This window comes from Geodermatophilus maliterrae, from assembly GCF_041018925.1.
Taxonomy (GTDB): domain Bacteria; phylum Actinomycetota; class Actinomycetes; order Mycobacteriales; family Geodermatophilaceae; genus Geodermatophilus; species Geodermatophilus maliterrae.
Genome location: NZ_JBFNXQ010000033.1, coordinates 1 through 23,739, shown reverse-complemented (window position 1 = coordinate 23,739; position 23,739 = coordinate 1). Strand labels below are relative to the sequence as shown.

Genomic DNA, 23,739 nt, shown 5'->3' with positions numbered 1-23,739 from the left:
ACGGGACCTCACGACCCCGGCGGACGGTACCGGACCTGCTGTGCCCGGCGCAGGGCCTCCATGGTCTCGTCCACCGTCAGCAGCACCGTCGTCTCCATCGGGCTGAGCGCACCGCCGGCCCCGATCGCCAGGGCGACCGCAGCCATGGAGACGTTGTCCGGGGCCTCCCAGAGCGTGAAGCCGTCGTGGGCGCCGAAGGCGTACCAGAACCCGTGCAGCTGCCCGCCGACCGACTCGATGTAGGTACGGGCGGCCGCACGACGGTCCTCGGGCTGCTCGATGAGGCGCGCCCAGGTCTCCGGCGTGTAGCTGAACCTGGTCAGGTAGAGCGGCATCGGCTGGCCTCTCGTCGGCCCCCGCGGAGGAGCCGACGCTAGCCCCCGACGACCCCGCGGTGGGGGCCGCTGCGCACGGCGCGGCCGGCGTGCCACGACGGGAGCACGGTGCTGCTCGCGCTAGGACGGGTCCCGCCACGCGGACGCCCGGTCCGCATCCCGATCGGGGACGACGTGCACGGCCGCTTCCTCCGCCGAGGCGGCGCCGGAGTCGATGCCGGCGTCGACGGCGTGGAGTTCCGGCTCCTCGTCACCCCAGCCGCCCTCGCCCTCGACCAGCCGGCCGGCACGCCGGTCACCGACCTCGTCGTCGAGCAGCTCACCGTCGGTGTCCGAGGTGTCACCGAGCCCGTCGCCCTCGGGGCGGTCGGTCTCCGGCAGCTCGCGGGCGAGGCGGCCGCTCAGGCTCTCCCCGGTGGACTCCTCCCACTCCGTGGTGCCCCAGTCGTCGACCCCCCAGGGCCGTTCGGCCGGGGACCACCCCGTGTCGAGGACGTCCTCGACCCCGCCGAGGTCCTCCAGCGTGTCCCGGGCGTCCAGGACCCCCGAGTCCTCCTCCGGATCCGTCCCGTCGGTGCCGAAGATCCCGGTCCCCATGCCGACACACCCCTCAGGTCGGGGACGGGCGGTCGCCGGACGTGACGGGCCGGCCGGCCGCTCGTCCCGTGGTCCGGTCAGCATCCGTCCGGCAGCGCAGCCGGGCATCGGTCATCTGACTGAGCGCGCACGGCTCCGTCGTGACGGTGGACGCCCGCAGGCGTGTCGTGACCGGTCGTCGGCTCGGCGCGCGGAGTGGTTGTGAGGCGGGCAGCTGGCGAGAGACGCTCTCACTTCCACGGGCAGACAGCCGTCCGTCCCCTCCTCCCGGTCGGGTCGCCGGCTCCGAGCCGAGGGGGACCGGGTGGACGATGGCGGCTCCGGGCGCCCGGCCGGCTCCCTGGTCGGCCGGGCCGGGGACGTCGCAGTGCTGACCGCGTTCCTGGACCGGGCGGCCGGACACGGTGCGGCCCTGGTGCTCACGGGCGAACCAGGGGTCGGCAAGAGCGCGCTGCTCGACGTGGCGGCGCAGGCCGCCGGCACCTCCGGGGTCCGGGTGCTGTCCGCCGCGGGTGCGGAGTTCGAGGCGGAGGTGGGCTTCGCCGCTCTCAACCAGCTGTTGGTGCCGGTGCTCGGCGAGCTGACGTCCCTGTCCGACCTGCACCGCAGCGCCCTCGCGACCAGCCTCGGGTACCGGGCGGGTCCGACCGCGGACCGCCTGGTGGTCTCCACCGCGGCCCTCACGCTCCTGCGGGAGGTCGCCACCGGGAGGCCCGTCCTGGTGGTCGTCGACGACCTGCCGTGGCTCGACCGGGCGAGTGCCGGGGTGCTGGGCTTCGTGGCCCGCCGGCTCTCCGGCGCCCGCATCGGCCTCCTCGCCGCGTCCCGGTCGGGCGACGGTGACTTCCTGCCGTTGGCCGGCCTGCCGGAACACGAGGTGCGACCGCTGGGGGACCGGGCGGCCGAGGAACTGGTGACGAGCCGCTACCCGACGATGGCCCCCCGGGTGCGTCGGCGCGTCGTCACCGCGGCCCAGGGCAACCCCCTGGCGCTCCTCGAGCTGCCGGCCGCGCTGACCGGTCGGCAGCGGGTGGCTCTCGAGGCGCTGCCCTCCGTCCTGCCCCTCAGCCGTCACCTGCAGGCACTGTTCGCCGACCGGATGGGCACACTCCCGCCCGCCACCCGGCGGCTGCTGCTGCTGGCCGCCCTGGACGGCACCGGGGACCTCCGGGTCCTCGGCGCGGCCTCCCGCGACGAGGACTGGCTGGACGGTCTGGCCCCGGCCGAGGAGGCCCGGCTGCTGCGCGTCGACGCGGAGACCCAGCGCCTGTCCCTGCGCCACCCGCTCATCGGCTCGGCGGCCGTCGAGCTGGCGACCAGCGGCGAGCGCCGCCGCGCCCACGCCGCGCTCGCCGAGGTCCTCGTCGACCAACCCGACCGCCGGGCGTGGCACCTCGCCGAGGCGGCCGTCGGCCCGGACGGGCCGGCCGCGGACCTGCTCGACGAGGCCGCGGACCGTGCACTCCGGAAGGGCGACGGGGTCCGTGCCGTCACCGCGCTGCTGAGGGCCGCGGACCTCAGCCCCTCCGGTCCCGACCGGGCCCGCCGTCTGGCGAGGGCCGCCTACGTGGGCGCGCACGCGGCCGGTGAGCTGCGCCGTGTCCCGGACCTCCTGCTGCAGGCCCGGCGGGCCGATCCGGACGGCGGGGGCTCGCTGCAGACGGCGATGGCCGCCTCCTACCACCTCTCCACCGGGGACGGGGACGTCGACGGCGCCCACGTCGCGCTGGTGCGCGCGATCGAGTCCGCGCTGCTCGGACCCGTCGGGGTGGGCGACCTCGACGAGGCCCTGCACGGCCTCCTGGTCATCTGTCACTCCAGCGGCCGGCCCGAGCCGTGGCAGGCCCTGGAGTCGGCGGCCGCCCGGCTGGGGCACCGGCTGGGCCTCGCCCTCTCGGTCGCCCGGTCGACGTTCGGCGCCCCGGCACACGCCACCGCCGCGGACCTGCGGCAGCTGGACCGGGTGATCGCGGGCATCGACGCCGAGGAGGACCCGGCGCAGATCGTGCGGACCGGGCTGGCCGCCTCCTACGTCGACCGGCTCGACGGCTGCCGGCAGGCGCTGTGGCGGGTGGTGGGGAGCGGGCGGGAGGGCGGCGCCGTGGCCTGCGCGGTCGACGCCCTGGTCGTGCTGTGCCAGGACGCCTACGGCGCCGGGCGGTGGGAGGAGGCCCGCCGGACGGCCGAGGAGGCCGTCGAGCTGGGTGAGGCCCTGGGCTACCGGCTCCCCAGCCTCTCGGGCACCTGCTGCCTGGCGCTGCTCGCGGCCGCCGAAGGTCGTCACGAGACGGCCCGGACCCTCGCCGGGCAGGTCGTCTCCTGGGCCGGGCCGCGCGGTGTCCGCGCGCTCGAGCACTCCGCGTACCGCGCCCGTGCGCTGGCGGCCCTCGCGGAGGGCGACTTCGAGGAGGCCTACCGGCAGGCGGCGGCGATCAGCCCGCCCGGTGTGGTGGCCCCGCACGTGCCGGTGGCCCCGTGGGTCACCCTGGACCTGGTCGAGGCCGCGGTCCGCACCGGCCGGCGCCAGGAGGCCGAGGCCCACGTGGCGGCGATGCGGGGACTGGAGGTCTTCCGGCTGTGCCCCCGGCTGGTCCTGCTGGCGGCCGGGTCGGCCGCCCTCACCGCCCCGGACGACGGTGCCGCCGCGTGCTTCGAGGAGGCGATGGCGACACCGGGGGCCGACCGCCACCCGTTCGAGTCCGCCCGGGTCCAGCTCGCCTACGGCGAGCACCTGCGCCGGGTCCGGGCGACCGGTGCCGCCCGGCTGCACCTGGCCGGCGCGCTGGAGGCCTTCACCCGGCTGGGCGCCCGCCCGTGGGCCGTGCGGGCGGAGCACGAGCTGCGGGCGACGGGGGTGTCCCGGTCACCGGTCGCCCGGGCGGCACCGGTGGAACTGACGCCCCAGGAGCACGAGATCTCGATGCTGGCGGCGGCGGGGCTGACCAACAAGCAGATCGGCGTGCAGCTCTACCTCTCACCGCGGACGGTGAGCGCCCACCTGTACCGGGTCTTCCCCAAGCTCGGGATCTCGTCGCGGGCGGCCCTGCGCGACGCGCTCGCCCGGGTGCCGCAGGAGGTGGGCGGACGGGGTGCCGGCTGACCGCCGGGAGCGACGCTGCCCGGTGTCACGCCCCGTCGACGTCGAGGACCCGCCGCACCAGCGCGTACGCCGTCTCGGTGGCCGTGGGCAGGTGGTCGCTGCGCCCCTCGCGCCACGACCGCACGGCCAACCGGAGCACGACCATGCCGACGGCCGCCTCGGCGACGACGGCGTCGTCGGGTTCCCGCAGGCCGCGCAGCTCCGCCAGGCCGCGGGCGAGCTGCGTCTCGACGGCGCGCTGGTCCGCGAGCGTCCGTCGCATCAGCCCGTCGTGGCCGAGGACGATGCGGTCGCGCAGGGCGAGTGACGCCCGCTGTGACTGCAGGTGGTCTGCGAAGGACCGGAGGACCCGGAGGAGCTGCTCGTGCCGGCCGGCCTCCTCGTGCGCGGACCCGATGGCGGCCTGCATCGCCTCGTCGAAACCCGCCCGGTAGGCGAAGACGACCTCCTCCTTCGTGCCGAAGTGCCGGTAGAAGGTCGCCGGCCCGACCTGCGCCTCGCGGCACACGTCCTCGACGGTCACGTGGTCGTAGCCGTGCGCGGCGAAGAGGCGCAGCGCCGTCTGCTCCAGCCGCTCGCGCGTCTCCAGACGCTTGCGGTCACGCAGCGAGACGGTCGCAGGCATGGGGATCTCCGTGGGCGGGGTGGTCGGCGTCCGGACGGATTCTGCGCCGGTCCGGCCGTCGTCGGCCCACCGACGCCGGGACGCCCGCGAGCCGGACGCGGGGAACCGCGGCCCAGTCAGATGACCGATGCCCACGGGTGCCGGTGCCGCACAGACTCGGCCCCGCCGGACAGCCGTCGCGGCGGACCCGCCCGAGGAGCCTGACATGAAGCCCACCATCGTCCTGGTCCACGGCGCCTACGCCGAGTCGTCGAGCTGGAACGACGTCATCACGCCGCTGGTCGACGAGGGGCACCGCGTGATCGCCTGGGCCGTCCCGCTGCGCGGGGTCGCCCGGGACGCGGCCGCGCTCACGGACCTCGTCCGGAGCATCGACGGCCCGGTCGTGCTGGTCGGCCACTCCTACGGGGGCGCGCTGCTGTCCAACGTGCCCGCCGACGCCGGCGACGTCCAGGGGCTGGTGTTCGTCGCCGGGTACGCGCTGGAGCCGGGGGAGAGCTGCGGCGACGCGTCCTCGCTCGCCCCCGGCGGCACCCTCGGCCCGACCCTGACCCGCGTGCCGCTCGGCGACGGCGGGGTGGACACCTACATCGACCCGGCGCGGTACCACCACCAGTTCGCCGAGGACCTGCCCGAGGCGCAGACGACCCGTATGGCCGTCACGCAGCGCCCGGTGACCGAGGCCGCGCTCTTCGAGCCGTCGGGCGACCCGCCGCTGTGGCGGACGGTGCCGAGCTGGTTCGTGTTCGGCGAGCTGGACCGCAACATCCCGGCGGGCGCGCACCGCATCATGGCCGAGCGGGCCGGGTCACGGCGCACCGTCGAGATCGCGGGCGCCTCGCACGTCGTGGGCATGTCCCACCCCGCCGAGACGGTGCAGATGGTCCTCGAGGCGACCGACGCCTCCGCGTCCGCGGCTGTGTGAGCGGGGCGCCGAGATGGTCCGGCCGGCCGCCGGCGCGCGGTTCACGCGGACGGAGCTGCAGCGATCCCCGTCCCCGGTGCCCGGCTGGGAGATCGTCCAGGCCCTCGCCGAGATCCCCGAGGGCGTGGCGTCGGGTCGGCACAGCCACCCGGGACCCGAGGTCGGTTACATCGTCCGGGGCGACGTGGCGATGGAGTTCGACGACCGGCCCACCGTCAGGCTGCACACCGGCGACCCCTTCCTGATCCCGCCGGGCGTCGTGCACAACGCCCGTAACGCCGGCGTGGTCACGACGAAGATGCTCTCGACCTACGTCGTCGACGAGAGCCGGCCGCTCGCGACCCTCTTCGACTGACCGGCCGGACCCGTCATGACGCCACCGGGGCCGGCTCGCGGCGACGGTTTCGACGGCTACGCGCAGGCGCAGCTCGCCGTGGGGGAGGTGACGCTCCGGGTGCGGTCCGGCGGGTCGGGGCCGCCTCTGCTGCTGCTGCACGGCTACCCGGAGACCCACCTCATGTGGGGTGGCATCGCCCGGGAGCTCGCCGAGGAGTTCACCGTGGTGGCGCCCGACCTGCGCGGCTACGGGGACAGCTCGAAGCCGCCGACCGTGGCCGGTCACGAGACCCACGGCAAGCGGGCCATGGCCGACGACGGCGTGCGCCTGATGCGACAGCTCGGCTTCGACCACTTCGACGTCGTCGGGCACGACCGGGGCGGCCGGGCGGCCTACCGCATGGCACTCGACTCCCCGGACGCGGTGCGCCGGGTCACCGTCATGGACGTCGTCCCCACCGGTGAGGTGTGGGCGCGCGCCGACGCGCGCACGGCCCTCGGCTACTGGCACTGGGCGTTCCTCGCCCTGCCCGAGCCGATCCCCGAGACGCTCATCGCCCCGGACCCGGAGTTCTTCTTCTTCGACGCCGAGTTCGGCGGCGTCATCCGGGGCTTCCGGCCGGAGGCGGTGGCCGACTACGCCCGGTGCCTCCGGGACCCGGCCGTCGTGCACGCCGTCTGCGAGGACTACCGCGCCGGTGCCACCTGCGACCGGCGGGACGACGACGAGGACCGCGCCGCCGGTCGCAGGATCGCCTGCCCGCTCCAGGTCCTGTGGGCCGGCAGGGGCGCGCTGGCGTCCTGGTACGACACGCTGGCGGTCTGGCGGGAGTGGGCCGACGACGTGACCGGTGAGGCGCTGGACTGTGGTCACTTCATGGCGGAGGAGAGGCCCGCGGAGACGCTGGCCGCGATCCGCCGTTTCCACGGCGGGGGCCGCGCGGGGCAGGTGCCGCGCGCGGTGCCCGCCGTCCCCGACGGACAGGTGGGACGACACCCGCACCGGACGGTGCGGGAGACGGGAGGCACCCGATGACCGGGACCACGGACGCCGACGACCGCCGGCTGGACGGGAACGCGGCGGCCGGCGTCCTGTCCGAGGTGCTCGCCGTCGACCCGACGACGGCGATGGTCACCTGCGCGCACTGCGGTGGCCGGGCCGCGCTGGGCGGGCACCTGCTCTACGCCGACGCGCCCGCGCTCGTGCTGCGCTGTCCGACCTGCACGGAGGTGGTCCTGCGGTGCGCCTCCGACGAGGCCGGGCTGCGCCTGGAGATGAGCGGCGTCCTGCTGTTGTCGGCGCCGCCCCCCAGCTGACCGTCCCGGGGCGTGCGCCCCGGGACGGTCAGGCCCGTGCCCGGGGCCGAGGGCACCCGCGGACGTCCGCGTCGACGGCGGCGCGGCACAGGTCCATCATGTCGACGATCCCCACCAGCACCCCGCCGGTGACCACCAGCAGGTGGTGGATCCGGCCCGCCACCATCGACCGCAGGGCGTCGCCGACCGGCGTGCCCGGTGCCACGGCGACGGGAGGGCCGGACAGGACGTCGCTGACGCGGAGCTGCTCGAGGTCCCGGCCGTCGGCCACCGCCCGGGTGACGTCGGCGTCGGTGACGACCCCGATCGGGACACCGGTGTCGTCGGGCCGCACGACGACGAGGGCGGTGTCCCCCGACCGCTTCACGAGGTAGGCGGCCGCGGCCAGGTGCGCCCTCAGTTCCACCGTCGTGACCGGTGGGCGCATGACGGTCCCCACGGTGGGCGCGCGGTCGTGGTGGGCGCGGCTGTCGGGGGCACCGCTGCTCCTCCTGGCGGGGCGGTCACGCCGGGTCCCCGATGCCGCCGAAGCGCTCGAGCCGGATCGCCGACGGGGGGTGCCCGAGGTCCACCAGGGTGGTGGCGACGGTCTCGACGAAGACGGTGGGGCCGCACACGAACACCCTCGGCCGGGCGTCGGGCGGGAAGGCGTGCTCCTGCAGCAGCGCGCCGTCGACGCGCCCCGTGGGTCCCGTCCAGTCCGGCGGCGCGCCCCGCGTGAGGGTCACCGTGGCCCCGGGCCCGAGCAGGTCCCCGCCCAGGACGTCGTCGGCGGTGCGGGCGGAGTAGAGCAGCCGGACCGGGGTGGGGTCCCCGGCGCGCCGCGCGTGGTCGAGCATGGCGAGGAAGGGCGAGACCCCGGCGCCCCCGGCCACGAGCTGCACCGGCCGCCGTCGCTCGGCCGGGGTGGCGGCGTCGGCCGCGGCCGACCAGACGAAGTACCCGCCGATCGGCCCGCGCAGCTCCAGGTCGTCCCCGGCCTGCATCTCCTCGGTGAGGTAGGGCGACACCTCACCGCCCGGGAGGTCCTCCACGAGCAGGTGCAGCCGGGGGTCCTCGGGCGGTGAGGCGATCGAGTAGCTGCGCTGGGCGGTGTAGCCGTCCTCGGCCGTCAGCCGGACGTCCACGTGCTGCCCGGGCAGGTGCCCGGGCCAGCCGTCCACGTCGAAGACCAACCGCCGGACCCTGGTGCTCGCGGGCAGGTTGTCCGTCAGCCTGGCGCGCAGCCAGGTCAGTCGCCGCTGTACCGCTGCTCGCGCCACGGGTCACCGCGGTCGTGGTAGCCGAAGGTCTCCCAGAAGCCGGGCTCGTTCCGCGGCCGCACGGACAGCCCGCGTACCCACTTCGCGCTCTTCCAGAAGTACAGGTGCGGGACGAGCAGCCGCGCCGGGCCGCCGTGCTCGGGGGCGAGGGGCTGCCCGTCGTAGGTGTCGACCACCCACGCCCGGCCGTCGGTCACGTCGTCGAGGGGCAGGTTGGTGGTGTACCCGCCGTCGCAGAAGGCCACCACGTAGGACCCCTCGACGCCGGCGTCGGCCAGCAGGGTGTCGACCGAGACGCCCTCCCAGCGAGTGCCGAACTTCGACCACTTGGTCACGCAGTGGATGTCGACCGAGACCGACTCGCGGGGCAGCTCCCGGAACTCCTCCCAGGTCCAGGTCTGCGGGGCGGCGACCTCGCCGCGCACCACGAGGTCCCAACCCGCCAGCGGTGTCCGCGGGGTCGGGCCGGCTGACAGCACCGGGAACAGGTCGCCGGTGTCGTACTGGCCCGGTGGCAGGCGGTCGTCCGTCGTGGCCGACCTCCGGCGCCCGAACCTCCGGGAGACCAGTGACATGGCCGTCCTCCTCCTCGTCCGGTGTTCCTCGGACCCGGCGGGGTCACCCTCCGGGGCGGGCGGGGCGCGGCGCATCGGTCAGATGACCGTCGCGCCGGCTACCCGAAGGTGACGGCGTAGACCTCGGCGCCGGGGTCGAGGAACTCGATCTCGGCGGTGGCGGTGTCGACCGCGCCGGAGCGGCGGACCAACTGGTGCAGCCGGCCCTCGGCCACCGTCCCGGAGCCGTCGGCGCCGACGTCGAGTCCGGCGTCGGCGCCCGGCGGCCGGCCGTCCAGGAGCAGCCGGAAGCGCACCGGCGTCCCCTGCCGTCCCGGCGTGGCGACCAGGTGGAGGTCGCGGGCGGAGAAGCGGACGGTCAGCCGCCCGACGGGCTCGTGGGACACCGCCGCCTCGCGGGCCACCGTCCAGGCACCGGCCAGGGCCCAGTGGCCCAGCCGCAGCCGGTCGGGGGCGGAGTAGGTGCGCGGCCGGTCGGCCACGACCCCGCCCGGGGAGGCGAAGCCGGTGGTCCGGTCGTAGCCGAGGTAGGTCTCGGCCGATCGCAGGCTGTCCCAGTCGGCGGGGGCCTCGACGCCGTGGGCCTCGACGCGCACCGGGTACGGCCCGAGGTCGCCTGCGCCGGCCTCGGTGAGCAGCTGCCGCAGGACCGTCTCGGTCTCCTCGTAGCCGCCCTCGCCGAAGACGTGGTGGCGCAGCCGCCCGGTCGCGTCGACGAGGTAGAGCGCCGGCCAGAAGTGGTTGTGGAAGGACCGCCAGACGCCGAAGGAGTCGTCGACCGCGATCGGGTAGCCGATCGAGCGGGCCTCCGCGGCCCGACGGACGCCGTCCGCGCCGTGCTCGAAGGAGAACTCGGGGGAGTGCACCCCGATGACGACCAGCCCGGCGTCGCGGTAGGCGTCGGCCCAGGCGCGCACGTACGGGAGCTGGCGCAGCCAGTTGATGCAGGTGTGGGTCCAGAAGTCGACGAGCACCACCCGGCCGCGCAGGTCGGCGCCGGTGAGCGGGCGCGAGTTGAGCCAGTCGGTCGCCGCGGCTAGGGAGAAGTCGGCCTCGACCGGCCACAGCGCGTCGGCACCGTCGGCGTCCCCGCGGTCCTCGGCGCGGACGTCGTCGGAGCGGAACAGCTGCCCGAGACGGCGGGCGCGGTCCAGCAGGTGGTCGGAGCTCAGGTGGTCCGAGGTCATGGCCGGGGTCCTCTCACGGGCGGCGTGCGCCCCCACCCTCGGCCCGCGCCGGGGTCGCTCGCGCCCGTGGCCGTCCCTGGCGTGGCCCGGGGGCCCGGCCCCGGGCCACCCCGGAGCGGTCCCGTCCCCGTCGGGCAGCGCCCACCGCAGCTCCCGGCGCGAGGTGATGCCGAGCGTGGTGAGGACCTTGCGCAGGTGCCACTCCACCGTCCGCGCGCCGAGGAACAGCCGGGCGCCGATGTCCGGGTTCGACATGCCGTCCCGGGCCAGCCGCGCGATGTCGGCCTCCCGCGCGTGGAGGGCGTCGCGGACGTCCCCGGTGCGGGTCCGCACGGTCGCGCCGGTGACCAGCAGTTCGCGTCGGGCCTGCTCCGCGGAGCCCCGCAGCCCGGCGAGAAGGTCCGCCGGCGGCGCGACGAGGCGCGCTCGGAGCTCACGCCGCAGGAGCTGCACATCGCCCGGCTCGCCCGCGACGGGCGGACGAACCCGGAGATCGGCGCGTTGCTGTTCCTCAGCGCCCGGACCGTCGAGTGGCACCTGCGGAAGGTGTTCGACGAGTCGGGGATCACCTCGCGCCGGGTCAGGCCGCGCTGGCCGGCCGCGACACCGGCGGCCCCGCCGGCGGGGCACCGGCCACCCGCACGGCGTAGCCGCCGTCCCGGGCAGGACCGGCCCGGCGCCCGGCCGCCCCGTGCGGGGACGGCCGGACGCCCGGGCGCACAGGCGCGGCGGGCTCACCGGCCCGGGAGGCGCTGCGTGACCTCCTGCAGGACCCAGCCGTTGCCGTCCGGGTCGCTGAACACGGCGTGCGAGGAGTAGCTGCCGCCGGCCGGGTCCCGCCCCGGCAGCCGGACGCCCGGCTCGTCGGGGTGGAACCGCCCGGCCGCGCCGTGGAACACCTCGCTCACCGCGACGCCGTGCTCGACGAGCTGGGCGCGGGTGGCCTCGATGTCCTCGGTGACCAGCAGCAGCCCCTCCTGCGACCCGGGGACCATGCGGGTGATCCCGGTGCCGAAGCTGATCGAGCACCCCGACCCGGGCGGCGTGATCTGCACGATGCGGAAGTCGTCTCCCGCCACGATGTCGGCGTCCTCGCGCCAGCCCAGCCCCTTGTAGAACTGCTTGGCGCGGTCGACGTCGGTGACGGGCACGACGACGACCTCGAGCTTGACGTCCACGGGGACCTCCTCGGTGTGGTGGGTCAGGACACCGCTGCGGTGAGCGGCTGCCGGTCGGTGGTCACTGCCGGGCGCCCTCGACGTGGAGGGTGGCGTCGGCGACGGCCTGGTCCTCCGTCCGGCCCTCCTGGCGCGCCATGATGTAGGCGGCGTACCAGCCGGACCAGTGGTGGGGCGGTGAGGTCGGCTCGTACTCGCCGTGGTGGTCCTCGGCCTCCCGCAGGAGGGCGGTCAGGTTCTCGACGTCCATCGGTGGGTCCTCGTGGGTCTCGGGGCCGGGTCAGCGGCCGGGGAGGCGGGTCGTGATCTCCTGGAGCAGCCAGCGGTTGCCGTCGGGGTCGGTGAACGGGGCGTACGAGGCGTAGCTGCGGCGTCCGGGGTCCAGGCCTGCCGCCTGCGTCGCGGGGTCCGCGCGCAGCGCGAGCGCCCCGCGGGCGTCGTGGACGATCCCGCCGACGTCCACGCCCTGCGCGACGAGCTCGGCGCGGGCGGCCTCGACGTCGTCCACGGCGAGGAACAGGTTCCCCGCCGAGCCCGGCCGCTCCGATCCCATCCCGGTGCCGATGTGGATCGAGCACCCCGAGCCGGGCGGCGTCATCTGGACGAGGCGGAAGTCGTCCTCCAGGACGACGTCGGCGTCCTCGCGCCAGCCCAGGGTCTTGTAGAACTGCTTGGCCCGGTCGACGTCGGAGACGGGCACGACGACGACCTCGAGCTTCATGTCCACGACGTGCGCTCCTCGTCCTGGCCGGACCGGACCCGGTCGGGGCCGGTCCCGTCAGGCTGGCGCGGACGGTCCCCGTGCCGACCCAGGGGAACCCCCTGGTGTGCCGACTGGTCCCGGGACCCGGACGACGGCGGCCCGGCCCGGGCGCCGCCCCGGGACCGGTCGCCGCCCCGGACGTCGAACGAGAGGTGGCACCCCGTGCGTCCCGACATCGTCCCGGGGGCTGGCTCTCCCGACCACCGGCTCCCCGACCACACCTGCACCGTCCGCACGCTCGGCGAGCTGCAGGGCGACGACCCGATGATCCCGCACACCCTCGTGCTGAGCCCGGGCTGGTGGTCCACCCGGTCTACGACGGCTACCGGTCCTGGGGTCGGCCGTCGATCGACGACCTCTGGCACGACCTGCGCGCGGCCACCGCCGCGAGCCGCCCCGACCGGGACCTCGCCACGCCCGGGCTGCGGGAGGCCTGGGACGCCGGCGACTGGTCGCGGTTCCACGGGTGGAACCTCCGACCCCGCCCGTCGCCGGCGCGGACCGGCGGCGCGCCCGGCGCCCGAGGCGTGAGGACCGCCGCCGCCAGCCCGGATCAGGTGGGGACGCGGTCCGCGCCCAGGGGGGACCGCCAGAGGTCCCGGCGGGTGGTGATGCCGAGCTTCCCGAACACCTTCCGCAGGTGCCACTCCACCGTCCGCGGGCTGATGTAGAGGGCCGTGGCGATCTCGGAGTTGGTGTGGCCCCGCGCGGCCAGCCGCGCCACCTGGGTCTCCTGGGCGGTGAGCTCGGCGGAGGTCTCCACCGCGCGCCGGCGCACCGTCTCCCCGGTGGCCTGCAGCTCGCGCCGGGCCCGCTCGGCGAACGCCTCCGCGCCCATCGCGGCGAGGGCCTCGTACGCGGTCCTCAGCTGGACCCGGGCGTCGATCCGGCGGCCCTCCCGGCGCAGCCACTCGCCGTAGAGGAGCCGGGCCCGGGCGAGCTCGACCTGGACCCGCGTGCCCGCGAGCCGGTCGACGGCCTCGCGGTGCAGCTCCTCGGCGGCCCGGCCTCCGCGCAGCAGGGCCCGCCGGCTCGCCGTCACGCCCAGCACCCACTCGGTGCCGCTGGCGCCCGCCACGGCCGACAGCGTCTCGAGCGCCGCGGCCGCCGTCGCGGTGTCCCCGCTGCGCGCGCCGGCCTCGACCAGCTCGGCCAGCGCCCAGGAGGACGGGCCGTGCCTCAGCGGCCCGGCGGTCGCCTCCCGGGCCGCCGACACCGCGTCCGCGTACCGGCCGAGGCCGTTGCACAGCACGGCGCGGGCCCACTGCACCGTCGTCGCGCCCGTGTCCCCGCCCCGACCCGGCCGGCCCGCTCCAGCAGGCGGGAACCCGGCGGCATCCGCGGCGGCGACGGCCTCGACGGCCTCGACGGCCTCGTCCACCACGCGCTCGTCCCGCTCGCCGCAGCCCCGGTGGGCGGCCACGGCCGCCTCACCGTGCAGCGCCAGGGACGTCCGGCCGCCGGTGAGCTCCTCCACCGACCGGACCTGCAGCACCAGCGCCCGGGCGGCCGCGAGGTCCCCGGCCAGCAGCGGCACGAGCAGCCGCTGGCCGAGCGCGAGCGGCAGCGCGCCCACGGCGCCGCTCTCCCGTGCGACGGTCACGTGCCGGCGGGTCAGGGCATCCCAGCCGGCGTCGTCCCACAGCGAGACCGCCGTCGACGCGGCCAGCGGGGTCAGCCGCAGCGCCTCGGCCAGGGTGGGCTCCTCGCGGAGGAACGCCTGCACCGCCTGCCGCGAGACCGGGGCAGCGGCGGCGTACCCGTCGGTGACCAGGACCGCCAGGGCCTCCAGCAGCAGGTCCCCGCTGCGGGGCGCGTGCGGCGGCGGGGCCTCCCGGACGACGCGCGCCACCTCGCGCACGTCCGGACCCGTCGCCCGGCCGGCGGACAGCGCCGAGGACAGCGCGTCGAGGTAGGTGTCCCGGGCGAGGTCGGCGTCGAGCGGCTCGAGCCGGCGGGCCGCGGCGAGCAGCAGCGGCAGCGCGTCCTCGTCGCGGCTGGTGGCCGACCGCATCTGAGCCTCCAGCAGCTCCGCCCGTGCCCGCCCGGCCTCCCCGAGCGGGCCCGCCCGGGCCGTCGCGAGCAGGGCCGAGGCGTCCTCGAAGGCGCCGGCGACCACCGTGGCCTGGGCCGCGTCGAGCGCCCGCTGCACCCGCCGTGCGGGGTCGGGCGTGAGCAGGGCCGCGCGCTCGAGGAACGCGGCCGTGGCCGCGAGCCCGCCCTGCGCGAGCGCCCGGCCGGCCGAGCGCTCCAGGTCGGCGGCGACGGCCTCGTCCGTGCCCACCGTGGCCTGGGCGCGGTGCCAGGCCCGGCGGTCGGGGTCGGAGCCGGGGTCGGTGACCTCGGCCAGCGCGCGGTGCACCTGCCGGAGCTCCTCGCGGGGAGCCGCGGAGCGGACGGCCGAGCGGACCAGCGGATGGCGGAACCGCACCCGGTCGCCCAGCTCCACCAGCCCGGACGCCTCGGCCGCCGACACCGCGTCCGCCCCGATCCCCAGCCGTGCCGCGGCCCGCTGCAGCAGCCGGACGTCGCCCACCGGGTCAGCGGCCGCGACGAGGAGCAGCTGCCGGGAGGCCCGGGGGAGGGCGTGCAGCTGGTCGGCGAACCCCTGCTCCAGGCGGGAGACGAGCGAGCTCCCGGGAGCGCCGCCGTCGCCCCCGAAGGCGAGCTCGGCGGCGGAGGCCCCCCGGTGCAGCTCCAGGAGCGCCAGCGGGTTGCCGCGGCACTCCGCCAGGACGCGGTCGCGCACCCGGGGGTCCAGCGCCCCGGGCACCGCCGACCGCAGGAGGGCTGCCGCGTCCTCGTCCGCGAGCGGCCCGACCACCAGCTGCGGGACACCGGCGAAGGGCGGGCCGTCGCCGGCGCCGCGCGCGGCGAGGACCATCCCCACCGGTTCGGCGACGAGCCGCCGGGCGACGAACTCCAGCGTCTGCACCGAGGCCTGGTCCAGCCACTGGACGTCGTCGACCACGCACACGAGCGACCGCTCCTCGGCCACCTCGGAGAGCAGGGTCAGCACGGCCAGCCCCACGAGGAAGCGGTCCGGGGGGTCGCCCGGCCGCAGCCCGAACGCCGTGGCGAGCGCCTCCCGCTGCGGGCCGGGCAGCGCCGGCAGCCGGTCGAGGAACGGGTGGCACAGCTGGTGCAGGCCAGCGAAGGCCATCTCCAGCTCCGACTCGACGCCGGACGCGCGGGCCACCCGGCAGCCCGCGGCGCGGTGCACGAGGAACCGCAGCAGCGCGGTCTTGCCGATCCCGGCCTCCCCCCGCACCACGAGGACCTGGCTGCGGCCGGCGGCGACCGCCGCCACCAGGCCGCCGAGCCGCTCGCACTCGGCGCGCCGTCCCACCAGGCCCGGCCATGCGGCCGGCGGGAGGGCGCCCTCGCGGAACACCGGCCGGCCGGTCCGGGGTCCGGCGTCGGCCCGGCGGCCGGCCGGCAGACGGGTCCCGATGCCGGAGCGGCCGGACGCGGTGGCCGGCCGCACCGCGCTGTGTCGTGACGCCGTGCCGAGGCGTGCGTCTGCCATCGCGCCTCCTCGCCCGGACGGCGGGACCGCCCCGTCCCCCGCGGACGACGCTAGGGACGGCCACGGCCGCGGGCATCCGTCATCTGACTGGGGTCCCGGCCCGGGCCCGGTCCGCGCGGGCTCCCCGCCGCCTGCGGCGAGGGGACCAGGGGGCGGCCAGGGGGTCTCCCTGGTGCGACCCGGCGGCGGCGGACGCGACGGTCGTGCCGGCACAGCCACGACACAGGGAGGCCCGCATGAGCACCACGGAGACCCGCGACGCCGCGGGCACGACGACGGGACCGGCCACGGTCGACATGGGCCTCGAGGTGGTGGTCATCCCGGTCGCCGACGTCGACCGCGCCATCGACTTCTACCGGCGGCTGGGCTGGCGCTTCGACGGCGACTTCCGCGACGACGACGGCTTCCGCGGGATCCAGTTCACGCCGAGGGGCTCGGGGTGCTCGATCCAGTTCGGCACCAAGGTGACGCCGGCCGAGCCGGGCTCCGCACAGGGTCTGCACCTGATCGTGTCCGACATCGAGGCCGCGCGGGCGGACCTCGTCGCCCGGGGCGTCGACGCGAGCGAGGTCTACCACTGCGCCTCCGGCTACGCCTGCCGCTTCCCGGGCAACGACCCGCCCGTCCCCGGCCCGCACCCCGACCGCGGCACCTACGGGTCGTTCGTGTCCTTCGCCGACCCCGACGGCAACGGCTGGGTGCTCCAGGAGATCACCACACGCTTCCCCGGCCGGGTCGACGGCGACACCACCTATGCGTCGGAGGCGGAGCTGGTGCAGGCGCTCCGACGGGCCGCGGCCGCCCACCGGGAGCACGAGGCGCGCACCGGCGAGACCGACGCCGACTGGCCCGCCTGGTACGCCCGCTACCTGGTCCGCGAGCAGTCGGGTGAGCAGCTCCCGGCCTGACCCCGCACCGGCCGGGCCGGCCTACCGTGCCGGTCGGGCCACACCGACGGCCCACCTGCCGCGCCCCCGCTCGCGGCGGGTGGGCTGGGGTCGGCCGGGCGACCCGGCCGCACGGCACCGGACCCGTGCCACGAGGGGGCGCGACGGCGGCCGCGGGGTGCCACCGTCCTGCCCATCGCGCACCACCCCGGAACCCGCCGCCGGCGGCACCGGACCCGGTCCGCTGCCGGGACCGGGTGGACCGTCTCGACGGGGTGCTCGCGCCGGTCCAGGTGCGGGTGGTGGTTCAGGTGCGGGTGGTGGCGCGCAGCTCCAGCAGTGCGTGCAGGAACGCCTCCGAGAACGTCGGGAACGGCTGGATGACGTCCTCGAGCACCTCCAGGGGCACGCGCGCCCGGATGGCCAGGGTGGCCTGTTGCAGCCACTCACCGGACCCGGGGCCGAGGGCGTACGCCCCGGTCAGGCGCGACCCGTCCGAGACCAGCGTGAGGAAGCCGGGCTCGGTGTCGTAGGAGCGGGTCCAGGTCGCCGTCCGCGCCACCCCCGACAGCGGGACGGTCACCGTGACCGGGCCGTCGGCGGCCCCCACGGCGGCGGCCTCCGGGTCGGTGTAGGTCACCCGCGGGACGGCGGAGTAGTCCACGGCGCGCGGTCGGCCCAGGATGTTCGACGCCACGACCCGCGCCTGGTACTTGCCGACGTGCGTCAGCGGCCACGGGGTCATCACGTCACCGACGGCCCACAGCCCCTCGCGGGCGTTCATCCGCGCGTCGAGGCGGAGCTCCTCGAGACCGACGGTCTCCAGGCCGATGTCCTGCACCCGGGGACGGCGGCCGGTGGCCACCAGCAGCCGGTCCCCGCGCAGGGGCTCGCGGTCGGGGAACTCGAGTACGAAGTCCTCGCCGTCCCGGCGCGCGGCCGACGCCATCTGGCCGAAGTGCAGGCGCACCCCCTCGGCCTCCAGCGCCGTCCCCAGCGCCGTCCCCAGCGCACGCGGCTCACGGGCGAGCAGGTGGTCCATGCCCTCGACGATCGACGCCGAGCCGCCCAGCCGGGTGACGGCCTGGGCCATCTCCACGCCCACGGGGCCGCCGCCGAGGACGAGCATGTGGCGGGGGACCTCGGTCATGCTCGTCGCCTCGCGGCTGGTCCAGAAGCCGGGCAGCTCGCGCAGGCCCGGGACCGGCGGGATGAAGGGGTCCGAGCCGGTGGCCACGACGACGTGCTCGGCGGTGTAGGTCGTGTCGTCCACCCGCACGCAGCCGTGGCCGGCGAGCCGGCCGTGGCCGCGGATGACGTCGATGCCCTCGCCCTTCGCCCACGCGGCGGCGCTCGTGTCGTCGTAGTTCGACACCATGAAGTCCCGCCAGGCGAAGGCCGCGGCCGTGTCGACCGGGCCGGTCACCGCCTGGGCCGCGCCCGGTGCCCGCCGTGCCGCCGCCAGTGCCTCACCCGGCCGCAGCAGCGTCTTCGACGGGATGCACGCCCAGTACGAGCACTCACCGCCGACCCGCTCCCGCTCGACGACGGCCACCCGGAGTCCGCCCTCCGCGAGCCGGGCGGCGCAGTGCTCACCGGGGGCTCCGCCACCCAGCACGATGACGTCGTAGTCCATGGCTGCTCCTCGGGAGGTCATCACTGTCGCGGCTCCTCGCGTCGGTACCGGCCGGGGTCGGGAGTCCCTCGAGCGTCGCGGTCGGGCCGGGTCGTCGCGCCCGTGGAAGCCCCTGGTGTCCCCGCCCCGGCGGCAGGAACGGGGGTGCCGGGGAGGGAGCGGCCCTCCTGGCGGGCGTCGACGGGCAGGAGACACGTGAGGGACCAGGGGTGTCCCTGGCGCGAGGGCCGGCGGCGGGCCGGGAGGGTCGCGGCGGCGTCGGCGGTCGCCGCGCCCCGAGTCCGACGAGTGGAGGTCGCCCGTGCGTCCCCCCGGCACCTCCGGCGGTCCCGTCCCCGCCGCCGTGCTGCCCGCCGATGCCGGCGGCCGCCCGCCCGCCGGGCCCCGCCCGGGTCAGGAGGCCGACGGCGGGGTCCGGGGGTCCGCTGCACCGCCGTCCGGTGTGCCGTCCCGCCAGACGTACCGGTCGCGCTTCGGGTCCTCCCGGGACGAGCGCGACGCCAGGAACCACGGACGCCAGGAACCACGGGTGCCGGTCGGAGGAGTGGTCGGGCACCCAGTCGAGGAGCACGCGGAGGCCGCGCACGGGGCAGTCGGCGACCAGTCCGTCGAGGTCGTCGAGGGTGCCGAACAGCGGGTCGACGTCGCAGTAGTCGGCGACGTCGTAGCCGAGGTCGGCCATCGGCGAGGGGGACACCGGGGACAGCCACACCGCCTGCACGTGCTTCGCGGTCAGGTGGTCGAGGTGGGCCCGCAGGCCGCGGAGGTCGCCGACGCCGTCGCCGTCCCCGTCGGCGAACGAGCGGGCGTAGACCCGGTAGACGGTGCCGCGCCGCCACCACGGGGGCGAGCTCGTGCGCGGAGCGTGGGGCCGCGGGGCGCGCGGGCGGGGACAGTCATCCGACTGAATCGGTCCCGCCCGGGACGGTGGCAGCATCCGCGCATGACCGGCTCGCCGCGCCGCCGCCGTCCGTTCCCGAGGGCGCGGGAGGACGCCGCGGGCCCGACCGGGCGCCCGCCGCGGGTGGTGGTGGTCGGCGGCGGGTTCGCCGGCTTCCACGCCCTGCGGTATCTGCAGCGGCACCTGCCGCGCGGGACCGCGGAGCTGGTGCTGGTCACCCCCAACGACTACCTCCTGTACAGCCCGCTGCTGCCGGAGGTGGCCACCGGTGTCGTCGAGGCACGGCACATCGCGGTGTCCCTGCGGCGCACCCTGCCGCGCGTGCGGCTCGTCCTGGGCCGCGTCTCCGACGTCGACCTGACCGGCCACCGGGTCACCGTGCAGCGGGCCGGCCTGGTGCAGCGGCTCGACTGGGACCAGCTGGTCCTGGTGCCCGGGTCGATCACCCGGCAGTTCGACATCCCGGGCGTGCCCGAGCAGGCCCGGGGGTTGAAGACGCTGGTGGAGGCCGTCTACCTGCGCGACCACCTCCTCGAGCAGCTCGACCTGGCCGACGCCCAGCCCGACACCGAGGAGGGCCGGGCGGCGCGCGCGGAGATGCTCACGGTCGTCGCCGTGGGCGCCGGCTACACCGGCACCGAGTTCGTCGCCCAGGCCCAGCGCTGGCTGACCCGCATCGAGCGGCGCTGGGACCGCACCCGGGCCCGGGACGTGCGGTGGGTGCTCGTCGACGTCGCCCCGGCCGTCCTGCCCGAGCTCGGCCCGCGGCTCGGCGCGCACGCGCTGCGGGTGCTCCGCGACCGCGGCGTCGACGTCCGCCTGCGCACCAGCGTCGCCTCGGCCGAGGACACGCGCGTCGTCCTCACCGACGGGACCACGATCGCCACCCGGACCCTGGTCTGGGGCGCCGGGGTGGTGGCGAGCCCACTGGTCATGGAGCTGGGGCTGCCGACCCGCCGCGGCCGGCTGGTCACCACCCCCGAGCTGTCGGTCCCCGGTGCCGACGGCGTCTGGGCGGCCGGGGACGCCGCGGCCGTGCCCGACCTCGCGGTGGACGCGGCCGCCGACGGGCACCGGCCCGACACCCAGCCCACCGCCCAGCACGCGCAGCGGCAGGGCGTCGCCCTGGGCCGCAACGTCGCGGCCGCGCTCGGCCACGGCACCGCCCGCCCCTACCGGCACCCCGACCTGGGCCTGGTCGCCGACCTCGGCGGGCTCGACGCCGTCGCCCGTCCCCTGGGGATCCCGCTGACCGGCCCGGTGGCCAAGGTGGTCGCCCGCGGCTACCACCTCTACGCGCTGCCGGCGACGTCCAACCGGATCCGGGTGGCCCTCGACTGGGCGTTCCAGACGCTGCTCCCGCCCGACGAGACCCAGCTGTCGGTGGTGCGGGAGGAGGACGCCCGGCTGGCCACCGCCCAGGCCACCGCCATCTACCGCCCGACGGCGTAGCCGCGCAGCGCGTCCCGGGTCAGCCCTGCCCGGCCATGCGCCTGACCGTGCCGATCACGTAGACGACCGACAGCACGAAGAAGACCCCGCCGACCACCGCCTGCACCTGGTCGGCGTCGACCCGGGAGCGCCTTGCGACCGGTCCGGCGACGGCATCGGCCAGCTTCGCACGCCAACCCTGCAGTCCGGCCTTGCCCAAGGAGACGACGTCCACGGGCGGCAGGTACCCGCCCCCGCCGGATGTAGGCCACTGGATGGTCCCCGGCGCGCCGCCGGGCCGCCCGGCCGGCCGCGCCGCGGTCACCGGTCAGCAGCAGCGCGGTCGACAGCAGGACGGCGCGCCGCTCGGCGACGAACCGCCGGAACGACTCCCCGCCGTGCCTGCGCGTGCCGTCCCCGCCCACCCGGCCCCTCGCCGTCCGCACCTGCGCCCCGGCCGGTGTCCGCCGTCGACGGGGGTCCGGTCCTGCGCGGACCGTGCCCCACGGTCCCCGACCGGCCCGCCGCGCGCACCGCGGAGCCGCGGCGCCACCCGTGGCGGGCCCGCGGCCCTACGGTGCGGCGGCATGGCGCACCGGTCGACGCTCGCGGCGGTCTCCTCGGTCCAGCTGGCCGCACAGCTGGCGGGTCACGTCGTCGCGCTGCGGCGGCGCCGGCACTTCGACGTCCCGTTCATGGCGGGGAGCCCGGAGCACCTCGTGCGGGACTGGCTGTGGTTCGGCACCGCCTACAGCGCCCCGCCGTACCTGCTCGTGCCGCAGCTGTGGGCCACTGCCCGGCTGCTCCGCGGGCCCGGCGCCGGGTCCGACGACCGGGCCCGCTGGGTGCTGCGGTGGCTGGGCACCGGCCTGTCGGTGGGCTACCCGAGCGAACGGTGGACCCGCGCCCGGCTCCGCCCCGGCGGCGCCGACCCGGTCGAGACGCCGGTCGTGGTGGCCGGCTGGGGCGGCGCGCTCGCCCTGGCCGTCCTCGCCCGTCGCTAGGCCGCGGCGTACCAGGCGGCCAGGCGCGAGAAGCCCTCGTCCAGGCTCACGTGCGGCCGCCACCCGAGGGCGGCGCGCGTCCGCCGCTGGTCGAACCAGTGGGCGGTGGCCAGCTGCTCGGCGAGGAAGCGGGTGACCGGCGGGACCGTGCGCCGCCGCGTCGCCTCCCAGAGCCCCTCGACCGCGGCGCCGGCCACGTAGGCCAGGCCGAACGGCACCCGCCGGCGCGGTCCGGGGACCCCGGCGGCCCGGCAGAGCCGGGCGACGACCTCCGCGACGGGGCGCGGCTCGCCGTTGGAGACGACGAGGGCCTCGCCGTGCACGGGTCCGCAGGCGTCGACGGCGGCGACCAGGGCCGCGGCGGCGTTGTCGACGTAGGTGGTGTCGACCAGCGCCGCGCCCGCGCCGATGGTCGCCAGCCGTCCGGCTCGCGCGCGGGTGACGATGCGCTCGACGAGCTGGGTGTCGCCCGGGCCCCACACCAGGTGCGGGCGGACCACGAGGACGGCGAGCGCGGCGGAGTCGGCGGCCAGCGCGTCGAGCTCGGCCAGCGCCTTGGACCGGGAGTAGCGGCCGCGGGCCCGGGCGGGGTCGGCCGGCTCGGCGCCCACCCCGGTCAGCGCCGTCCCGGCGTGCGCCACGGACGGGGAGGAGACGTGCACCAGCCGGCCGACGCCGGCCGCCCGGCAGGCGTCGACGACGGCGCGGGTGCCGCTGACGTTGGCGTGCGCGTACTCCGACCACGGGCCGGTGACGTCGACCTTCGCGGCCAGGTGCAGCACGGCGTCCTGACCCCGGACGGCCCGGCCGACGACCGCCGGGTCGGCGACGTCGCCCAGCACCTCCGGGCACGGCAGTCCCGAGGGACGGCGCTGCAGGACGGTCACCTCGTCGCCGCGCTCGAGCAGCGCGGTGGCGGTGGCCCGCCCCAGCATCCCGCTCGCGCCGGTGACCAGGACCCTCACGACCGGCGGGCGCGCCGCGGGGCGCGGGCGCCGGCCAGCACGCGCGCGGCCCGGCGGCCGACCTCGGTGCGGTCGACCTTCGACTGGTGGCGGATGTCCACCGGCAGCGCCGCGGTGGTCAGCACCGCGGCGACGTCGACCCCGGCGGCCGCCCGCACGGCGTCGGCGATGTCCGGTCCGGCCAGGTCCATCCGCCGCCGGCGACCGGACGAGCCCCCCGACGGCACGACGGCGACCACGACGACCTGCGTCCCGGCCGGTCCGACGCCGACGGCGGCCGCGGCCGACACGCCGTCGACCCGCTCCACGCGCTGCTCGATCCCAACGGGGGTGACGACGCCCGCAGCGGTGGTGACGACGTGCTGCAGGCGGCCCTCGATCCACAGCCGCCCGTCGGCGTCGAGGTGGCCCACGTCGCCGGTGCGGTGCCAGCCGGGGTCCCGGGACGCCGCCCGCTCGAGCGCCCACAGCGCGTCGTAGCGGTCCTTGACGTGCGCGGACCGGACGCAGACCTCGCCCGTGACGCCGGGGCGGTCGGTGAGCTCGCCGTCGGCGGTGCCCTCGGGCGACAGGGGGCTGACCCGCACGGTGACCCCCGCCAGGGGGGCGCCCACGCACACGCCCTCGCCGTCCCCGGCGGCCTCGATGCCGGCCAGGGAGACGTCGGTGACCGGCAGCACCTCGGTCATCCCGTAGGGGGTGTGGGCGTCGGCGGCGGGGAGGACCGCCCGCAGCGCGCGCAGCAGCGACGCCGGGACGGGGGCGCCGGCGGACACGAGCAGCCGGATGCGGGCCAGTGCCGCCCGCTGCCCGGCCGACAGGTCCGGTGCGGTGGCCGCGACCCGCCGCAGCGCCGCGGGGGAGGCGAAGACCACGGTCGCGTCGACCGCGACCGCGGCGTCGGCCAGGGCGGTCGCGGTCAGCGACCCGGGGGCGGTGACGTCGACGTCCGGTACCGCTGACCCGATGCCCAGGGCCGGCCCGAGGATGGCGAACGGCGCGAACGCGGCCACCAGCCGGTCGCCGGGCGCGAGGGCGTAGGTGGAGCGCACGAGGTCGAGCTGCGCGGCGGCCTGGCGGTGCGTGTAGACGACGCCCTTGGCCGGCCCGGTGGCGCCGGAGGTGAACAGCACCGCGCAGTCGTCGTCGACCGGGACCTCCGCGGGCAGCGGCGCGGACCGGCCGA

General features: G+C 77.1%; 25 protein-coding genes. 9 read left to right on the top strand and 16 right to left on the bottom strand.

All coding sequences use genetic code 11. The features are described 5' to 3' along the window. Nucleotides 1-8 precede the first annotated feature (8 nt). Nucleotides 9-335: a GYD domain-containing protein gene (locus ABQ292_RS12165; RefSeq protein WP_369206624.1), complete on the bottom strand. Its 327-nt coding sequence runs from the start codon at nt 333-335 to the stop codon at nt 9-11. Between the two features lie 120 nt (nt 336-455). Then, nucleotides 456-932 carry a DUF5709 domain-containing protein gene (locus tag ABQ292_RS12160; RefSeq protein WP_369206622.1) on the bottom strand — a complete coding sequence of 159 codons (477 nt, stop codon included), beginning with the start codon at nt 930-932 and terminating at the stop codon, nt 456-458. A 304-nt stretch (nt 933-1,236) separates the two neighbouring features. Here ABQ292_RS12160 and ABQ292_RS12155 point away from each other — a divergent pair, with 304 nt between their 5' ends. Then, on the top strand, nt 1,237-4,032 hold the full coding sequence (locus ABQ292_RS12155) for a helix-turn-helix transcriptional regulator (RefSeq protein WP_369206620.1): 2,796 nt from the start codon (nt 1,237-1,239) through the stop codon (nt 4,030-4,032). 25 nt (nt 4,033-4,057) lie between these two features. Here ABQ292_RS12155 and ABQ292_RS12150 read toward each other — a convergent pair whose 3' ends face one another. Continuing rightward, nucleotides 4,058-4,657: a TetR/AcrR family transcriptional regulator gene (locus ABQ292_RS12150; protein ID WP_369206618.1), complete on the bottom strand. Its 600-nt coding sequence runs from the start codon at nt 4,655-4,657 to the stop codon at nt 4,058-4,060. A gap of 205 nt (nt 4,658-4,862) precedes the next feature. Between ABQ292_RS12150 and ABQ292_RS12145 the strand changes: the two genes are divergently transcribed. From ABQ292_RS12145 to ABQ292_RS12130, 4 genes are read left to right on the top strand one after another with little or no spacing between them, the layout of a single operon-like run. Then, nucleotides 4,863-5,582 carry an alpha/beta fold hydrolase gene (locus ABQ292_RS12145; protein ID WP_369206616.1) on the top strand — a complete coding sequence of 240 codons (720 nt, stop codon included), beginning with the start codon at nt 4,863-4,865 and terminating at the stop codon, nt 5,580-5,582. A gap of 13 nt (nt 5,583-5,595) precedes the next feature. Further along, nucleotides 5,596-5,937, top strand: coding sequence for a cupin domain-containing protein (locus ABQ292_RS12140; protein WP_369206614.1), 342 nt, complete (start codon nt 5,596-5,598; stop codon nt 5,935-5,937). Nucleotides 5,938-5,952: 15 nt separating this feature from the next. Beyond that, nucleotides 5,953-6,954: an alpha/beta fold hydrolase gene (locus tag ABQ292_RS12135; RefSeq protein ID WP_369206612.1), complete on the top strand. Its 1,002-nt coding sequence runs from the start codon at nt 5,953-5,955 to the stop codon at nt 6,952-6,954. Beyond that, a complete protein-coding gene (locus ABQ292_RS12130) occupies nt 6,951-7,235 on the top strand; it encodes a DUF6510 family protein (RefSeq protein ID WP_369206610.1) in 285 nt (94 codons plus the stop codon). Before ABQ292_RS12135 ends, ABQ292_RS12130 begins: the two co-directional genes overlap by 4 nt. Before the next feature lie 28 nt (nt 7,236-7,263). On the opposite strand, the gene ABQ292_RS12125 is transcribed toward ABQ292_RS12130, so the two are convergent. The 4 genes from ABQ292_RS12125 to ABQ292_RS12110 form a co-directional block, all read right to left on the bottom strand. Further along, nucleotides 7,264-7,662, bottom strand: a complete 399-nt coding sequence (locus ABQ292_RS12125; protein ID WP_369206608.1) for a CBS domain-containing protein — start codon at nt 7,660-7,662, stop codon at nt 7,264-7,266. A 76-nt stretch (nt 7,663-7,738) separates the two neighbouring features. Then, nucleotides 7,739-8,497, bottom strand: a complete 759-nt coding sequence (locus tag ABQ292_RS12120) for an FAD-binding oxidoreductase (protein WP_369206606.1) — start codon at nt 8,495-8,497, stop codon at nt 7,739-7,741. Continuing rightward, nucleotides 8,467-9,072, bottom strand: a complete 606-nt coding sequence (locus ABQ292_RS12115; protein ID WP_369206604.1) for a molybdopterin-dependent oxidoreductase — start codon at nt 9,070-9,072, stop codon at nt 8,467-8,469. Before ABQ292_RS12115 ends, ABQ292_RS12120 begins: the two co-directional genes overlap by 31 nt. A 98-nt stretch (nt 9,073-9,170) precedes the next feature. Then, nucleotides 9,171-10,592, bottom strand: coding sequence for a LuxR C-terminal-related transcriptional regulator (locus ABQ292_RS12110; protein WP_369206602.1), 1,422 nt, complete (start codon nt 10,590-10,592; stop codon nt 9,171-9,173). Here ABQ292_RS12110 and ABQ292_RS12105 point away from each other — a divergent pair. Beyond that, complete coding sequence (locus ABQ292_RS12105) at nt 10,554-11,078, top strand: helix-turn-helix domain-containing protein (RefSeq protein WP_369206600.1); 525 nt, start codon at nt 10,554-10,556, stop codon at nt 11,076-11,078. The genes ABQ292_RS12110 and ABQ292_RS12105 overlap by 39 nt on opposite strands. Here the strand turns inward: ABQ292_RS12105 and ABQ292_RS12100 are convergent. The 4 genes from ABQ292_RS12100 to ABQ292_RS12085 form a co-directional block, all read right to left on the bottom strand. Beyond that, nucleotides 10,994-11,437: a VOC family protein gene (locus ABQ292_RS12100; RefSeq protein ID WP_369206598.1), complete on the bottom strand. Its 444-nt coding sequence runs from the start codon at nt 11,435-11,437 to the stop codon at nt 10,994-10,996. The two genes, ABQ292_RS12105 and ABQ292_RS12100, sit on opposite strands and share 85 nt — an antisense overlap. A gap of 61 nt (nt 11,438-11,498) precedes the next feature. Next, nucleotides 11,499-11,687 carry a hypothetical protein gene (locus ABQ292_RS12095; RefSeq protein ID WP_204694353.1) on the bottom strand — a complete coding sequence of 63 codons (189 nt, stop codon included), beginning with the start codon at nt 11,685-11,687 and terminating at the stop codon, nt 11,499-11,501. A gap of 30 nt (nt 11,688-11,717) precedes the next feature. After that, nucleotides 11,718-12,158 carry a VOC family protein gene (locus ABQ292_RS12090; RefSeq protein ID WP_369206672.1) on the bottom strand — a complete coding sequence of 147 codons (441 nt, stop codon included), beginning with the start codon at nt 12,156-12,158 and terminating at the stop codon, nt 11,718-11,720. Nucleotides 12,159-12,753: 595 nt separating this feature from the next. Next, the gene (locus ABQ292_RS12085; RefSeq protein ID WP_369206596.1) at nt 12,754-15,729 is read right to left on the bottom strand and encodes an ATP-binding protein; all 2,976 of its coding nucleotides are present in this window, start codon (nt 15,727-15,729) and stop codon (nt 12,754-12,756) included. A gap of 236 nt (nt 15,730-15,965) precedes the next feature. On the opposite strand from ABQ292_RS12085, the gene ABQ292_RS12080 reads away from it, so the two are divergent. Continuing rightward, the gene (locus ABQ292_RS12080) at nt 15,966-16,637 is read left to right on the top strand and encodes a VOC family protein (RefSeq protein ID WP_369206594.1); all 672 of its coding nucleotides are present in this window, start codon (nt 15,966-15,968) and stop codon (nt 16,635-16,637) included. A 286-nt stretch (nt 16,638-16,923) separates the two neighbouring features. Here the strand turns inward: ABQ292_RS12080 and ABQ292_RS12075 are convergent, their stop codons facing one another. Beyond that, nucleotides 16,924-18,252, bottom strand: coding sequence for a dihydrolipoyl dehydrogenase family protein (locus ABQ292_RS12075; protein WP_369206592.1), 1,329 nt, complete (start codon nt 18,250-18,252; stop codon nt 16,924-16,926). Then, nucleotides 18,209-19,189 carry an alpha-amylase family glycosyl hydrolase gene (locus tag ABQ292_RS12070; RefSeq protein WP_369206590.1) on the bottom strand — a complete coding sequence of 327 codons (981 nt, stop codon included), beginning with the start codon at nt 19,187-19,189 and terminating at the stop codon, nt 18,209-18,211. Before ABQ292_RS12070 ends, ABQ292_RS12075 begins: the two co-directional genes overlap by 44 nt. Nucleotides 19,190-19,195: 6 nt before the next feature. Here ABQ292_RS12070 and ABQ292_RS12065 point away from each other — a divergent pair, with 6 nt between their 5' ends. Beyond that, the gene (locus tag ABQ292_RS12065; RefSeq protein ID WP_369206588.1) at nt 19,196-20,605 is read left to right on the top strand and encodes an NAD(P)/FAD-dependent oxidoreductase; all 1,410 of its coding nucleotides are present in this window, start codon (nt 19,196-19,198) and stop codon (nt 20,603-20,605) included. 19 nt (nt 20,606-20,624) lie between these two features. On the opposite strand, the gene ABQ292_RS12060 is transcribed toward ABQ292_RS12065, so the two are convergent. Then, the gene (locus tag ABQ292_RS12060) at nt 20,625-20,909 is read right to left on the bottom strand and encodes a hypothetical protein (protein ID WP_369206587.1); all 285 of its coding nucleotides are present in this window, start codon (nt 20,907-20,909) and stop codon (nt 20,625-20,627) included. A gap of 262 nt (nt 20,910-21,171) precedes the next feature. Here ABQ292_RS12060 and ABQ292_RS12055 point away from each other — a divergent pair, with 262 nt between their 5' ends. Then, nucleotides 21,172-21,588 carry a hypothetical protein gene (locus tag ABQ292_RS12055; RefSeq protein ID WP_369206584.1) on the top strand — a complete coding sequence of 139 codons (417 nt, stop codon included), beginning with the start codon at nt 21,172-21,174 and terminating at the stop codon, nt 21,586-21,588. On the opposite strand, the gene ABQ292_RS12050 is transcribed toward ABQ292_RS12055, so the two are convergent. Beyond that, on the bottom strand, nt 21,585-22,553 hold the full coding sequence (locus tag ABQ292_RS12050; protein ID WP_369206582.1) for an NAD-dependent epimerase/dehydratase family protein: 969 nt from the start codon (nt 22,551-22,553) through the stop codon (nt 21,585-21,587). The genes ABQ292_RS12055 and ABQ292_RS12050 overlap by 4 nt on opposite strands. Continuing rightward, nucleotides 22,550-23,739: AMP-binding protein (locus ABQ292_RS12045; protein ID WP_369206580.1), on the bottom strand; the 1,190-nt coding region annotated here is incomplete at its 5' end. The genes ABQ292_RS12045 and ABQ292_RS12050, both read right to left, overlap by 4 nt.